The organism is Nostoc sp. DSM 114161 (assembly GCF_052692665.1).
In genome coordinates this window covers 6,546,035-6,560,385 of sequence record NZ_CP195141.1, presented here as the reverse complement: position 1 = coordinate 6,560,385, position 14,351 = coordinate 6,546,035, and the positions used below count along the sequence as shown (strand labels likewise).

At 38.7% G+C, this 14,351-nt stretch carries 10 protein-coding genes and 1 tRNA gene; 8 read left to right on the top strand and 3 right to left on the bottom strand.

Translation table 11 applies throughout. The annotated features are described in order from the left end of the window. Positions 1–408: 408 nt before the first annotated feature. The 8 genes from NSTC745_RS27630 (at position 409) to NSTC745_RS27595 (ending at position 8,720) form a co-directional block, all read left to right on the top strand. The gene (locus tag NSTC745_RS27630; protein WP_445633838.1) at positions 409–1,320 is read left to right on the top strand and encodes a bestrophin family protein; all 912 of its coding nucleotides are present in this window, start codon (positions 409–411) and stop codon (positions 1,318–1,320) included. 397 nt (positions 1,321–1,717) lie between these two features. Further along, positions 1,718–3,079, top strand: a complete 1,362-nt coding sequence (gene murA, locus NSTC745_RS27625) for a UDP-N-acetylglucosamine 1-carboxyvinyltransferase (protein WP_445638704.1) — start codon at positions 1,718–1,720, stop codon at positions 3,077–3,079. 282 nt (positions 3,080–3,361) lie between these two features. Further along, positions 3,362–4,240 (top strand): M48 family metallopeptidase, encoded by an 879-nt coding sequence (locus NSTC745_RS27620; protein WP_099067477.1) that lies wholly within the window; start codon positions 3,362–3,364, stop codon positions 4,238–4,240. A 310-nt stretch (positions 4,241–4,550) separates the two neighbouring features. Then, the gene (locus tag NSTC745_RS27615; RefSeq protein ID WP_445633837.1) at positions 4,551–5,468 is read left to right on the top strand and encodes a hypothetical protein; all 918 of its coding nucleotides are present in this window, start codon (positions 4,551–4,553) and stop codon (positions 5,466–5,468) included. Positions 5,469–5,517: 49 nt separating this feature from the next. Next, a complete protein-coding gene (locus NSTC745_RS27610) occupies positions 5,518–6,639 on the top strand; it encodes an alpha-hydroxy acid oxidase (protein ID WP_445633836.1) in 1,122 nt (373 codons plus the stop codon). A 217-nt stretch (positions 6,640–6,856) separates the two neighbouring features. Further along, positions 6,857–6,940 (top strand) — tRNA-Leu (locus NSTC745_RS27605). Between the two features lie 241 nt (positions 6,941–7,181). Next, positions 7,182–7,424 carry a hypothetical protein gene (locus NSTC745_RS27600; protein ID WP_445633835.1) on the top strand — a complete coding sequence of 81 codons (243 nt, stop codon included), beginning with the start codon at positions 7,182–7,184 and terminating at the stop codon, positions 7,422–7,424. Between the two features lie 498 nt (positions 7,425–7,922). Then, positions 7,923–8,720 (top strand): WecB/TagA/CpsF family glycosyltransferase, encoded by a 798-nt coding sequence (locus NSTC745_RS27595; protein ID WP_445633834.1) that lies wholly within the window; start codon positions 7,923–7,925, stop codon positions 8,718–8,720. Positions 8,721–8,928: 208 nt separating this feature from the next. Here the strand turns inward: NSTC745_RS27595 and NSTC745_RS27590 are convergent, their stop codons facing one another. The 3 genes from NSTC745_RS27590 to NSTC745_RS27580 all read right to left on the bottom strand — a co-directional run bounded on the left by NSTC745_RS27590 (position 8,929) and on the right by NSTC745_RS27580 (position 13,436). Further along, the gene (locus NSTC745_RS27590) at positions 8,929–10,209 is read right to left on the bottom strand and encodes a glycosyltransferase (RefSeq protein WP_445633833.1); all 1,281 of its coding nucleotides are present in this window, start codon (positions 10,207–10,209) and stop codon (positions 8,929–8,931) included. Between the two features lie 180 nt (positions 10,210–10,389). Next, positions 10,390–11,724, bottom strand: coding sequence for a polysaccharide pyruvyl transferase family protein (locus NSTC745_RS27585; protein WP_445633832.1), 1,335 nt, complete (start codon positions 11,722–11,724; stop codon positions 10,390–10,392). A gap of 179 nt (positions 11,725–11,903) precedes the next feature. Beyond that, complete coding sequence (locus NSTC745_RS27580; protein ID WP_445633831.1) at positions 11,904–13,436, bottom strand: lipopolysaccharide biosynthesis protein; 1,533 nt, start codon at positions 13,434–13,436, stop codon at positions 11,904–11,906. Positions 13,437–14,351 lie beyond the last annotated feature (915 nt).

Sequence of the window (14,351 nt, the reverse complement as noted above, 5' to 3'; positions counted from 1 at the left end):
ATGCCCTATAGTCATCATCGATAGGTATGTACCTTTTCTTCTACAGAGTTATCAAGGCAGTTTGCGAGGTTTATGCTGCTAGCTTAAAACTTTTACATTTCTTTACAATTAGCTGTGTAGGCGTAGCCAGTCTGAGGTATCGCTGTGAAATTTTTCATACAGAAAGTAGGATATAGCAGTGCTAAATGAGTTAGGAGCAAATCGACTTATGTACAAATGCGATGAGCCGTGTCTCTACTCCCTACTCCATGAGCTTATAAATCAAATAGGATTGCTATATAGTCGTCGATCTAAGCATATTTCATGGGTTTTTAGCGCTACTTTTTACAGTATCCTCCTTGGCAGTAATACTGATTGTAGAGCTATTATTTTTAAGTAATTATTAAGATGTTCTCTTAGGGTGACTACATGAGTGCCGTAAGCCTGAAATGGGTAGAAACGACATTACAACTTAAAGGTTCAGTAGTAAAAGCCATTTACAAAAACGTTTTATGGTCTGGAATTTTTGGATGTTTTGTTTCTATCCTTCATCATTTGGATAAGCCTGTATCTCAACCTATTTTAGGTAGCGTTATCCCTAGTATTGTTTTGGGCTTGTTACTTGTCTTTCGGACAAATACTGCTTATGAACGATTTTGGGAAGGGAGAAAATGTTGGGGTTCTATAGTAAATAATGTCCGAAATCTAGCGCGGCAGATTTGGGTATCGGTTGACGAAATCTCTCCAGATGATAAAGATAATAAAATTGCGGCATTAAATTTATTAGTAGCTTTTGCTGTAGCAACCAAAAGACACTTGCGCGGAGAACCCGTCAATGACGAATTAGAAGAATTCATGCCATCTAGCAAATATGTCAAGCTGAAGATTATGAATAATCCTCCCATAGAAGTGGCTTTTTGGATAGGGGATTATTTACAGCAGCAATATTATCGTAATTCTATCAATAGCTACCAACTGACAGCAATGCAAGAATTATTGAATAATCTTGTGGATAATTTAGGTGCTTGCGAACGGATTTTAAAAACGCCAATGCCACTGGCTTATGCGATTCATCTCAAGCAATTACTAGTACTATATTGCTTACTGCTGCCATTCCAAATTGTGAATAGCCTTGGTTGGTGGACGGGTTTAATTACTGCTTTAGTCGGGTTTACAGTCTTTGGCATTGAAGCCATTGGTTTGGAAATAGAAAATCCCTTTGGTTATGACGCCAATGACTTACCCCTAGATGCAATTTGCAAGACAATGAAACGCAACATTGACGATTTGATGAGCTTGACTCCAAGTGCGCGATCGCCTGAAAATAATGCCAGTTATTAAGTAAATTTAATACATTGTTTGATATTTGCAACCTCACACAACAAAACTTTTGAGTAACGAAGATACCAATTAACTGAGTTATTAATAAAAGCCTCAGTCTACCTCAACTTGACAAGACTTAACTTATTGATTGGAGTGTGGGATTTTAGGGAACACGTAAGTTAGATTATTGAGTATTAAGTGCTACTTGTAAGTACTACTAAGTTGTGACTTTTTATGAGATTTAACAAAATCTCGAAAAGCTTGCCAATAGTGGCTTTCAGGCTTGATTTTTGAGTAAAAACACAATTTTTGAATCAAATATCTTGCTCTAAAACGTGGACAAATTGAATCTTTACTGTAGAATCAAAACCAACTTCAAACATATAAAATACGTATTACTTTTGGAGGTAGGATTATTAATCCTTCTAGCAACTTACCAGATGCCAAATTTGTTCCGAAAGCAGACTCCTCAGTCTTGCAAATTTCGGGTGGGCATCCCTTACGAGGTCATGTGAAAATTAGCGGGGCGAAAAATGCAGCATTGGTAATCATGGCTGGAGCCTTGCTGTGTCCAGGTGATTGCCGCATCCGTAATGTTCCCCTATTAGCGGATGTAGAGCGGATGGGTCAGGTGTTATCGGCTTTGGGTGTACGCCTGACACGGCAAGGTGACATCTTAGACATTAACGCCAGCGAAATTAAAACATCAAAAGCTCCCTACGAGTTAGTTACCCAATTGAGGGCGAGTTTTTTCGCCATTGGTGCGATTCTGGCAAGACTAGGAGTAGCGCAGATGCCGTTACCAGGCGGTTGTGCTATCGGTGCCAGACCAGTTGACTTGCATGTGCGGGGACTGCAAGCAATGGGAGCTGAAGTGCAGATTGAACATGGCATTTGTAATGCCTACGTTCCTGGCAGCAGCCGCAGGTTAAAAGGAGCGAAGATTTACTTAGATATCGCCAGCGTCGGAGCCACAGAAAACTTGATGATGGCTGCTACCTTAGCAGACGGCGAAACAATTATCGAAAACGCTGCTAGAGAACCAGAAGTAGTTGATTTAGCTAACTTCTGTAATGCTATGGGAGCAAAAATTAGTGGGGCAGGGACTAGCAGAATTATCATCGAAGGAGTCCCCAAGTTGCATTCTGTTGACTACAGTATTATCCCCGATCGCATTGAGGCAGGGACGTTTTTAGTCGCAGCAGCAATTACCCGCTCAGAACTCAGTCTCTCGCCGGTGGCTCCAGAACATCTCATACCAGTGATTGCGAAACTGCGGGATATTGGAGTGACAATCATCGAGGAAGCTCCGGAACACTTACGTATATTCCCGGCAGAAAGCCTGAAGGCAACAGATATTGAAACCCAATACCATCCAGGTTTTCCCACAGACATGCAAGCGCCGTTCATGGCTTTGCTAGCATTGGCTGAAGGCGACAGCGTAATTAACGAATCTGTATTTGAAAATCGCTTGCGTCATGCCTCAGAGTTAAATCGTTTGGGGGCAGATATTCGCGTCAAAGGCAATGCTGCTTTCGTTCGGGGAGTACCCAAGCTGTCTGGCGCACCGGTATTAGGCACAGACTTACGAGCATCAGCAGCCCTAGTCTTAGCAGGACTAGCCGCAGAAGGACAAACCACAATTCAGGGATTGCAGCACCTTGATCGCGGCTACGATCGACTTGATATGAAGTTGCAGCAATTAGGCGCTAAAATCCTGCGGGTGGGCGAAGCATCAGCAGATGTAGAAATCCTTCCCAGCGTCAGTAGTTTGTGAAGTTGTGATGTTCTGATGAGGGAGATGAGGTAGACAAGGTAGACAAGGTAGACAAGGGGGACAAGGGGGACAAGAGAGACAAAGCAATCTTTCTGCCCGAAGTTCCGATGGTCGGAAACCTCCGCTCAGACTTCTCTCCTTGTCTTCCCCCTCTCCCTTGTCTCGCTTTCTGCCCTACCCCCTCCATAAAGCCAACCCTACTTAATCGCTATACTATCTGTGGGAGGCTGTTAATTTAACCAGTCAGCTTCCATAGTTGTATTTTTTATAGCTTGCTGCACTATGTCCTTCTTCAAAACCCCCCTGATTGGTTTAAAAGCTGACTCATTTCGCCATCCATTAGACCTAGAATCTACTAATGCCCTCAAGCAGATACCGGGCATCGATATGTTGGTGCGAAATTGGCTAGGGCCAATGGCAGAGCAGGTTTTTTATGTGGAAAATATTGCCTCAAGCGTTCTAGTGGGTGAAAAACAACTGCCTGATTTACACCAGTTGCTGTTAGAAGCTTGCAAAATCTTGGATATAGAGCCTCCCCAGTTGTACGTCCGACAGCATCCGGCTCCCAATGCTTACACTTTTGCGGTGCGGGGTAAGCAGCCCTTTATTGTCTTGCACACATCCTTAATTGATATTCTCACACCAGAGGAAATCCAAGCCGTAATTGCCCACGAGTTGGGACATCTCAAGTGCGACCATAGTGTTTACTTAACGCCTGTAAATTTACTAATATTAGCTGCGGCAATTGTCCCCAATGTCGGCGGCTTCATTGCCCAAGCGATACAAGCACAACTTTTGGAATGGGTACGCTGTGCTGAGTTTACCTGCGATCGCGCCGCATTGCTAGCAACCCAAGACCCCAAAGTCGTGATGTCGGTGTTGATGAAACTAGCTGGTGGTTCTCCCGCCTTAGCGCCGCAACTAAACCTCGATGCTTTTGTTGCTCAAGCCCGTGCTTACGATGATATTAGCAAGACCGAACTCGGTGAAATGGTCAAAGCTGCCCGCACAGCCCAATTAACCCATCCAGTACCAGTATTACGGGCGCGAGAAATCGACCGTTGGGCAAGTAGCACAGAATATCAATCTTTAATTCAAGGTCACGGACTCAAGCCCACGAATGATGAAGTTGCACCCAAAGGCGGCTGGCGAAACTGGTAAATTTACTTAGAGGTTTTGCTCAATCCTGAAGATAGTGGTTGAACAAAGCCTTCTAAAGTACAAGCACAACTATGAAGAATTTCTAAATAGCGGATTATTGGTGAAGTAGTAGGTAGTTTAAATCAAGAAATAATAGTATTAGTTGATGTGGCATTGAAATTGCATTTAGGATTGGGTTGAGTTTGACAGGAGTTTGGCAATTGTGAAATGGGCTAGGCTCCACGGGAGGCGATCGCACTTGCTGTCTCTCTCAAGCAAACAAGCGTCTGGGCACTATTGTAAAGTACTGGTACACCTAAAAAATTAAGTAATGACCAGGTTTCCCTACGACCAGTTCGCAAAAGACTATCTAAAAGAATTGTTACAACCACTAGGAGAAGTGGAAACAAGTCGCAAAGTTCCGGCACAAATCCGCGAAATTGATGTTTATTTTATACCTTCACCTCAATCGAGCGAGACGATAGAATTAGGATTGTTAGGCAAATTTGCAGCGGAACCTGCTTTAATCGAACCATTTAGAAATGCGGCGACAATTGCAGAAATTCGCAGTTGTATGAATAAGTTATTTGATATATTTGCCGAAATAAAGCGCCAAACCAAAGCTGATAAAAACCGAATTACAGAATCAGAATTACCACGTTTGTGGATTTTGTCACCCACAGTTTCTGAATCTATCTTAAATGGTTTTAGAACTAGCTCAGACGAGGATAACTGGGAAGCAGGAGTATATTTTCTCGGTGAGTATTTGAGAACAGCAATTGTCGCTATCCACCAATTACCTTCGACACAAGAAACATTATGGTTGAGAATTTTAGGTAAGGGTAGAGTCCAGCAACAAGCTATAGATGAACTAGAAGCACTTCCTCCAAATAATCCCTTGCGTTCTAAAGCAATAGATTTATTATTGAGTTTAAAGACGACCTTAGAAGTAAATCAAAATATAGACAATGAGGATAGAGATTTAATTATGCGCTTATCACCTATTTACGAACAAAAATTAGCAGAAGCTAAACAAGAAGGAGTTCAAGAAGGACTGGACGAAGGAATTCGAGCAGAACGTCGTAGTGTTATAGAAAATTTGTTGCGAGTTAGGTTTGGTTCTTTAGATGCAGAACTAAGAAGAATTATTGAACCTTTATTGGCATTATCTCCAGAAGAATTTACTCCTTTATTGCTGCAACGATCGCGGGAAGAGTTATTAAATAGGTTCCTCCGCGATTTATCATAACTTTGATGGGATTAACAAACATCCCATCCCTTAACCCACGATCGCTACCATGACAGCTGTACCCAACGAAGATCGCTTTCAACCCATTAACCTGTTTGAGTACGAAAAGCTCGCAAAACACTATCTATCTCAAATGGCCCTTGATTACTACAGTAGTGGAGCTTGGGACGAAATCACCCTGCGAGATAACCGTACCGCCTTTGAGCGAATCAAGTTACGACCTCGTGTATTAGTCGATGTTAGCGATCGCCATCTCAACACCTCCATTTTAGGACAACCCCTACAACTACCTTTGTTGATTGCACCAATGGCTTTTCAATGTCTGGCTCATCCCGATGGCGAAGTTGCTACGGCTTTAGCTGCGGCATCAGCTGGTGTGGGCACGATCTTAAGTACAATGGCAACAAAAAGCATTGAAGAAGTAGCAACTGCGTGCGAACAATTTCCAGATTCGGTACGCTGGTTTCAACTTTACATCCACAAAGACCGGGGATTAACTCGCGCTTTGGTAGAAAAAGCTCATAAATCAGGTTATAAAGCACTTTGTCTGACCGTAGATGCACCAGTCCTCGGACAGCGCGAAAAAGATAGACGTAATGAGTTTGCTTTACCCTTAGACTTACATCTGGCTAATCTCGCAACTATCTCAGGGCTAGATATTTCCCACGAAAAAGGCGAATCGGGGTTGTTTACCTATTTTGCCCAACAGCTCAACCCAGCAGTTACTTGGGGTGACTTGGAATGGTTGCAGTCCATATCTCCACTACCCTTAGTAATCAAAGGAATTTTACGCCCAGATGATGCATTGCGGGCTGTGGAATATGGGGCCAAAGCAATTATTGTTTCTAATCATGGAGGCAGACAACTTGATGGTGCGATCGCTTCTTTAGACGCTCTCGCTGAAATTGTGCCAGCAGTCAATGGTAGCATAGAAATATTGTTGGATGGAGGTATCCGTAGGGGTACAGACATTCTCAAAGCCTTAGCATTAGGAGCAAAAGCAGTACTCATCGGCCGACCAATTTTGTGGGGACTAGCACTAGCAGGACAAGCCGGCGTATATCATGTCATCTCACTTCTACAAGATGAGTTAAATATCGCAATGGCACTTAGCGGCTGTGCCAAACTACAAGATATTGACGCTAGTTTATTAAAGTTTGCACGCATTTAAGCACTAAACTTCAGCGAATCCCTCCAAAAGTAGGGAAACACATCCTGGTTATAGATCTCCTGGGAAGCAAATACTTACTAGCTGTCTAAAAAAGCTAGACCAGAATACAGCTTTGATGAGCGTAAAACTATTCATCACAGCAAAACTTTGAAAATCAATCTTGAAATTTGTTGTTGCAAAATTAGTAAATAGGCTATAATAGTTAGGTTGAATATAAGGGCGGGTGGCGAAACTGGTAGACGCACCACACTCAAAATGTGGCGACCTTGCGGTCATAGGAGTTCGATTCTCCTCCTGCCCACTACCAAAAAAACTTAAGATTTTTCAAGTTACATCTGTTCTGTAACTAGATGTCGCGTAAGAATTAAGAAGAATCAATAAATTCCTTGGAAGTTATGTTATAATGTGTAATATAAAAGGTTACACTTTGAAATAGCAAACGACTATACTAACACAAGAATATATCTACTAGAAAAGATACATAATTACAATATTGTTTGTGTGTAGTAGTTAAATATTAAATCTCACAGAGGTCAAAGGTTATGCGGCTAAAAAGATGGGAATCTCCCCGTAAAGAAGGCAGGAATGATAAGGGTAGAGGCGGTTCTGCAAGGAAACGACAACTCAAAAAGCAAAGGCAAATGTTAAGGCAAAGGCTTAGGGAAGGTAACAAAGCCAACGAAAACAAAGAAAACAAAAATAATACAGCAGGGGAAGATAAGTTTATCTTCCCCTTATTTTTTGGCTTTTGCTTAGAGCAAAAAATAAAAATTATGAATTTTTAAATATTGAATTTGAGTTTAATCTGTAATAATAAAGAAAAGATAAAAGTTTCTTGAAAACAAAATAACTACAATCTAACCTCTTAAGTCAACTGATACCTACGTACCAAAATTATGACATCGAATTTCTAGTATTTTTCCTGTTTTCAAAACAAGGTGTAGCGAATATTACGTAATACAAAACATAATCTTTAGGAATTTATCGCAATTGTAATGCTTAGATGAATCAATCAAAAATTAATTATGAAGGAAATATGAATTTTGTCAAACACCCTCTGAAATCTTTTGGTTAAACCAGTAAACTAAAACACAGCAACGAATAATTATAGTATTACCGGAAAAGCCAAAAAGTGTACAGAGAAGGCAATTGCACCTCCATGTGTTAACTTCCAAAGATAACACAAGCCTAAAAAGGGCCAGGAGTTATTTAATCTGAATTGTTCAATATTCGGAATGGTCTAGGTAATCTATGGATTCTTTTATTGGACACAGGAATTATTTATGGTGGCAAGAGTGCTTCTACCTACTCAAAAAGTACTTGATTTTCCTATTACGGCTCTACGCTTTAACGACCAGGTGCAAACAATACTGAAGTGGGCAAGTAAGCGTGAGAGTAGAAGTGTATACGTAGCAAATGTACATATGCTGATTGAAGCTCATTGGAATCCAGAGTTTGCCAGCCTATTACGAAATGCAGATATAGTTACCCCCGATGGTATGCCTCTTGTGTGGATGATGCGGAAAATGGGAGCTATCCACCAAGACCGTGTAGCGGGGATGGATATTTTTCTGGCTTTGTGTCAGTTATCTCAAAAACAAAATCTCAGTATTTTCTTTTTAGGTTCCCAAACAGAAATTCTTTCGAGGATTGAAAAAAGGTTAGAGCGCGAATTTCCTCAAATGAACATAGCGGCTATGGAACCTCTACCGTTTCGCCCCCTGACTCAAACTGAAGATGAAGCTTTGATTCAAAAAATTAACTCTAGTGGTGCGAACGCTGTCTTAGTATCTTTGGGATGCCCAAAACAAGAAAATTGGATAGCTCAACATAAGGGCAAAATACACGCTGTGATGATTGGACTGGGGGGAGTTTTCCCAGTTTATGCAGGAATCCACAAACGCGCACCCCGTATAATTCGAGACTTAGGACTGGAGTGGCTATATCGATGGGTTCAAGAACCACGTCGGCTTTTTGGTCGCTATTCTAAAACAATTCCACTCTTTATATGGCTAGCTACTAAGCAATTAGTGTCATCAAGTCGTATTGCAGCGGTCTTCCTGCAAGAAACTGGAGAATAAAAAAGTAAAAAACATACTTTTAGAACGCTTATTGCCACACACTATTGATTTGTGAACTATAAAGCTTATCAGCGCAATCTATCTTGCTTTTACTATAATTTACTTTATATTGATGAGACGCCCTAGATTTCTATTTGCGTTTGAGCAATAAATAACTATATTTAATGCTCAAACGCAAATAGAAATCTACATTATTATTTATAAATAATTAAGCGGACTTAATATTAGACCTTGTGTTGCTCTCTGAGTTAACTGGTTTATCATCTAATAAATTCTGATATATTTCTACTAATTGATTATTTAAGTTACTTATATTGTAGTGTTTTTCTACAAAGCTCCTACCTGCAGCACCCATCTTAGACCATAGTTCTGGATGCTTGACTAAATAGCTTAACTTTTCGGTCAATGCCTCCACATCTCTCTCTGGCACAAGAAACCCTGAAATACCGTCTTGTACTAATTCTGGAATTCCGCTGTGCTTTGTAGTTACTACTGGTAGACCCTTCGCCATTGTCTCCATTAGCGCAACAGGAATGCCTTCTTGGTCACCTCTTTTACTAGTAACACTAGGAGCCAAAAAGATATGTGAATTATTGAGAATTTCAATTACTTCTTCTTGCTGCTGTGAACCTAGTAGCTTTACAGCGTCACTAACGCCTAGTTTTTTGATTAACTGCTGTAATTTTTTCCTTAGATAACCATCACCTACAATAGTGTATTTAATATTAAAATTGCTATGTATTAATTTAGCAACTGCACGAATACCGTATTCTATACCTTTTTTTTCAACTAATCGAGCGACTGTAACAATATTAACTTGTCCATCAGGTCGAGGTTTGCGTACAACAAAAGCAAATCTTTGGCAATCAATTCCCATATGATGTACAGCTATTTTGCCAGTACATCCAATTTGAATTAATCGTTGTTTCCAATGTTCACTAATTGGTAAAAAAAGATCGCCGAGATTGAATAAGAGATCGTATGCTTGCTCTCCATTCTTCCTTAAATAAGTGGTCATATCATAGCCATGAAATACAGTGATTATTTTTCCTTGTATAGCACCAATTTGACGCCATAAAACTGCCTTTAGCCCGAAAGGGCCAAAGTGAGAGTGGATAATGTCATAATTTTGTTTGTACTTTAGCAGTATAATCGTCGCGTAAAATAATTCTAAGGAGATAGCTCGGCTACCATATTTGAAAAAATTTAGCGACTCTATTAATGGTACAGAATATTTTGAAAAATTTGCTGTTAGCCAGAACAAAGCTTTGAGCAATCGCTCAACATAATTATCAGGCCCCTTATTGTAATAGTAGGTACGTTTAAGAAGCTGATACTTTTCAACATCAGGGTGGATTTTGGAAATATCTCCTACATGACTTGCATAAATATCTACTTCATGCCCAAGCTCTATTAAACCTGTAATTTGGTTAAGTATAAAAGTTTCAGATACAGTTGGAAAAGGCTCGACAATAAAAGCTATTTTCATGAAAAATATCCTAATCAGGTAAGCTATTTGACTAAATAGAATAATACCTAAGATTATGTCTTTTTGTGCATTTTTATTAAAAATAATATCTCATGTGATTAAGTTTAGCTGACATATTATTTTCCAGCACGCTAAGGTATTAACTTGGGTTCATTAAAATTGGAAAAGTTAATACAATAACTACATAGATTTACGCTGCCATTTTTCTAAGCTTTCTTTCACTAGAACTCCTGATTTGATTGCACGATTTCTTTCTTGCTCTACCTGTGTCATGAGATTAGTTTTAAACTGAGGTAAATTAACTAAAAAATCCTCGATCGATGGGATTATCGATTCTTCGTTTATCGTTTCAATATCCTGTACCCATTCGCTCATGCCAAGACGAGCAAACAGCTCCTTTGTTTTAAATTCGTAAGCAATAGGAAATACAGGAGTTCCTCCAGCTAAAGCTAATATACACATATGCATTCTTGTGCCTATTACTAAATCATAACTTGTGAGCATTTCTAAAAGAGCTTGAGGAGTGTGGAAATTACTATTTACAATAACGCTTTCTTGAATATCATTTGGTAGTAAATTATAAATTTCTGTTGCAAATTTTGAATCATCTGTCCAATATTCGGGAATTCCTTGGCAAGTTGATATATATGTGATTTCAGCATTATATTTTTTCACTAGATACTGAGTCACTGCACACATAGCAGAACGATAATTGTTCATACCAATTTCCACAGAAACTTTTTTAAACGCCTGCCAAAATCTAACTGAAATCGCTATCTTTAATTTAGAATTTAAGTAAAGGTTAGAGTTAGAGTGTAAGTTTAGTGTTTCTATCTTGCTTTTAGATGAAAAGACTACATCAGAGCTAAGGTGCATTTTTTCTTCACCGATCCCTAACTCTTGTAAGTTCTTTAAAGAAAGTTCATCTCGTAATAAAATTAAGATAGATTCATTAAATATCTTTCGTAATATTTTTTGGTTGTTTTGATTCAAGAATGGTCCTAATGACTGTGTATAAAATACCAAAGGACGCTGCATCAAAAGTGATATTTGATAATCAAATATTCTTGGCTTAAGTGAATAAATCTCAACTAAATAAGTTCCACCAGTGCTGACAATTAAATCTGCTGAACTATAATTGTATAAATCTTGAAGCTGTTCCTTGTTGAGTAAGAGCTTGCTAATATAACTAAGTCCTTTAACTTGACACCATGCAGCAAAATAAAAAATAGGTAAACTAATCCTATATCTCCAAGATTGCTTTATACGTTTCCAAGCTTTGTCTAGTAATGAATTTTTCAAAAATTCTTTTTTCTCAGGTTGCGTAATTTGAGAATAAATCGATCTTCTCCATATTAGCTGTGGATAGTATTTACTTGCTATATTAGGATTAGAGTCGTAGAGAATAAACTCTGTATCTTGACCAAACTGTATACGCAAAAGCTCTATTATTGAAAGAAGAATTGCTGCATCTCCAGTGTTTAAAGCTACGCAATTTGTAATCAATATTTTCACGATAGATTTCCCTATTTATGTAATGATTTATTGACTAGGCTTTTATTTTCAGAATGCAGTTAATTTAATTCTTTGCATATTAATGATTTATGCTGAATTTTTAGATGATTTATCCGTTTATAATAAGGTTAAATTATCTAGTTTTTGCTTAACTGGACGAAGAACTTCTTTACTGCTAGTCATAATGGTGAATTGTTACTTTTAGGTTTGATAATGAATGGCATTAAATTCTTGAAATCTTGAAGTGCTGCTCTTCCTGCTGGTAAAGCAATAAGAACTAATAAAGTTATTGTTATGTTAATCAAAAAAGCTATGGTAAGGCTAATTATTGGATGGAATATTCCTAACCATTGACGAGTTATTAGTAAGACAGATAGACCGCATAAAGATGCAAAGGTAGATGGTGCCATTGTGCGATACAAGTCCATGACTTTAACTGAGCCAGACCGCCCAACATACCAGAATAATATAGGTGTGCGAATGAGTAAACCAGATATTGAATATGAGGCAGCTACACCGACTGCTCCCCACTGTATACCAAAAACAATAGCTATAATCGACAATGTACTGCCAATAATTCCCCACTGGAACATATGGTTGGTGCGTCCTTGGGTAATGAAAAGCCAACCAGTTGTATTTGCAACAGGCTGAGTGAAAGCTATAATACCAAGCAAAGAAAATATCGAACTTGCACCAGTCCATTGTGGCCCTAGAAGCAACAACACTATCCAGTCAGAAGTTGCAATCATGAATACGATTAGGGGAGCAGTGATGATAGTTAGCTTTTCTAGAATTCGCAGGTATGCTTGTCGATAGCGTTCTGGTGAATCTACTAATCTACTCAAAGCTGGTATAGCTACCTTTTCAAATGGAGCATTGATTTGTTGGAGTGGCAACAATAGTAACTGATAAGCTTTGGCATATAAACCCAACTGTTGTGCTCCCCAGACTTTTCCGATAAGTAAATTATCAAGGTTACGAGCAAAGTAGTTCACAATATTGAAGCCAGTTAAGTTACTACCAAAAACTAGCATAGAGCGTACTCCTGATTGTCTAGTAGGAAGACTTGGACGCCAACTACACACAATCCAAAGTCCGACAGTGCTAACAATTGCCGTTACTAGTGGCATAATTACTAGTGCCCAATAGCCTAAACCAGCCCAGGCTGTTGCTATTGCACTTCCAATACCAATCGCTACAGATATAATCTCGTTGATTGTCAGTGCTTTGTATTGCATCTGGCGGTTGAGCAAAGCAGAGTGTTGAACACCTAACCCACTAATGAGAAATCCCGATGCTAGACTTAGGGTAATCCACAGCAAACGTGGTTCATTATAAAACCGAGCGATTACAGGCGCGATCGCTACCGTAACCAGCATAGTTATAATGCTCAATGCTACGTTCACCCAAAATAGAGTACTAACTTGCTGGTGATTAATCTCTTCCTTTTGAACAGTAGCTGTTGACAACCCTAAATCTTTGAATATGGCTACCAGACCAGTAATTACAGTCACCATACCTACCAAGCCATAATCTTGTGGTGTTAATAATCGTCCCAACACCACATTTGACCCTAGAGTCAATCCAAACTTTGAAACTTGGGCAACAATGGTAACTGCTCCACCTCTAACAGAGCGACCTTTCAGGTCACTCTTCAGGTGATCGGTACGCAAGTACTGATTATTTTTTTCACTAGTAGTCTTGTTTTTCATGTATCTGGCCTAATATTTTTAGCATAGTGCTGCTATCAACTAAATAAAAACTCTTATTTGAGCAGTTGGAGCAAATACGTAAACTCAAATAGTAACAAATTTAATGCTATCTACAGATACATATCTTCACAAGATTGGTGATTCTACTGTTGCTTTTTAGTTGATTTTGGTTTATTAAAGATTATTAAAAATTATCTACAATAATTTTGCCATAGTTTTTTGGCTAATTTGCAGTTACTTGAGAAACTTTTTTCAAAAAAATACTCAAAATTGAAGTAACTTAGTATACAAAATTCATGAATATTAAGTATTTGCAAGATTTTTTTTACTATTTTTACTATATGTATAACCATTTAACTGTTAGGTTTATATAAATATTCTATGTTTTCTTTATAATTTATATTGTCAAAACTATACATAATAATGTATTCATTAGTTATTAAGTAGTCCACACTCAATAGGAAAAGGCAATAAAAGCCTGATTTTTTTGTTGCTTTTTCCTCGCCTGTTAGGCAAGAAAGACTCTTAGTGTAAGGTTTATTGAACTGCGATCGTCCGTATCTGACATGAGTTCGACAAAATTAAAAAACAGTAGTAGGTAGAGCAGGTAAGTTGATGGGATAAATATCAAGAGAAAGTTTTTGAGATAAATTAGCTGTAAACAGCCAAGCAAGTAATTAAAGAAATTAACTAAAAAAGGGATATGATGCTGACCAATAAGCGATTAAACCACTTGAACAACAGGGTAAAATGCACGTCGTGATTCCCCCCCAAACAAAACCGTAGACTAGAGTGTGAATATGATAAAGAATTGTATAAAAGAAGATACTTAATTATTCAATTTATTAGCCAAATCAAACAGTATCGAGCAATGACCACATGCTATTGATTTGCAAACTATAAACTTTATCAGCG

Bases quoted from the DNA above. Each gene is read 5' to 3' on its own strand.
- NSTC745_RS27615 (WP_445633837.1), top strand. From the start codon at position 4,551: ATGACCAGGTTTCCCTACGACCAGTTCGCAAAAGACTATCTAAAAGAA.
- NSTC745_RS27580 (WP_445633831.1), bottom strand. From the start codon at position 13,436: ATGAAAAACAAGACTACTAGTGAAAAAAATAATCAGTACTTGCGTACC.
- NSTC745_RS27610 (WP_445633836.1), top strand. From the start codon at position 5,518: ATGACAGCTGTACCCAACGAAGATCGCTTTCAACCCATTAACCTGTTT.
- NSTC745_RS27600 (WP_445633835.1), top strand. From the start codon at position 7,182: ATGCGGCTAAAAAGATGGGAATCTCCCCGTAAAGAAGGCAGGAATGAT.
- NSTC745_RS27595 (WP_445633834.1), top strand. From the start codon at position 7,923: ATGGTGGCAAGAGTGCTTCTACCTACTCAAAAAGTACTTGATTTTCCT.
- NSTC745_RS27630 (WP_445633838.1), top strand. From the start codon at position 409: ATGAGTGCCGTAAGCCTGAAATGGGTAGAAACGACATTACAACTTAAA.
- NSTC745_RS27590 (WP_445633833.1), bottom strand. From the start codon at position 10,209: ATGAAAATAGCTTTTATTGTCGAGCCTTTTCCAACTGTATCTGAAACT.
- NSTC745_RS27620 (WP_099067477.1), top strand. From the start codon at position 3,362: ATGTCCTTCTTCAAAACCCCCCTGATTGGTTTAAAAGCTGACTCATTT.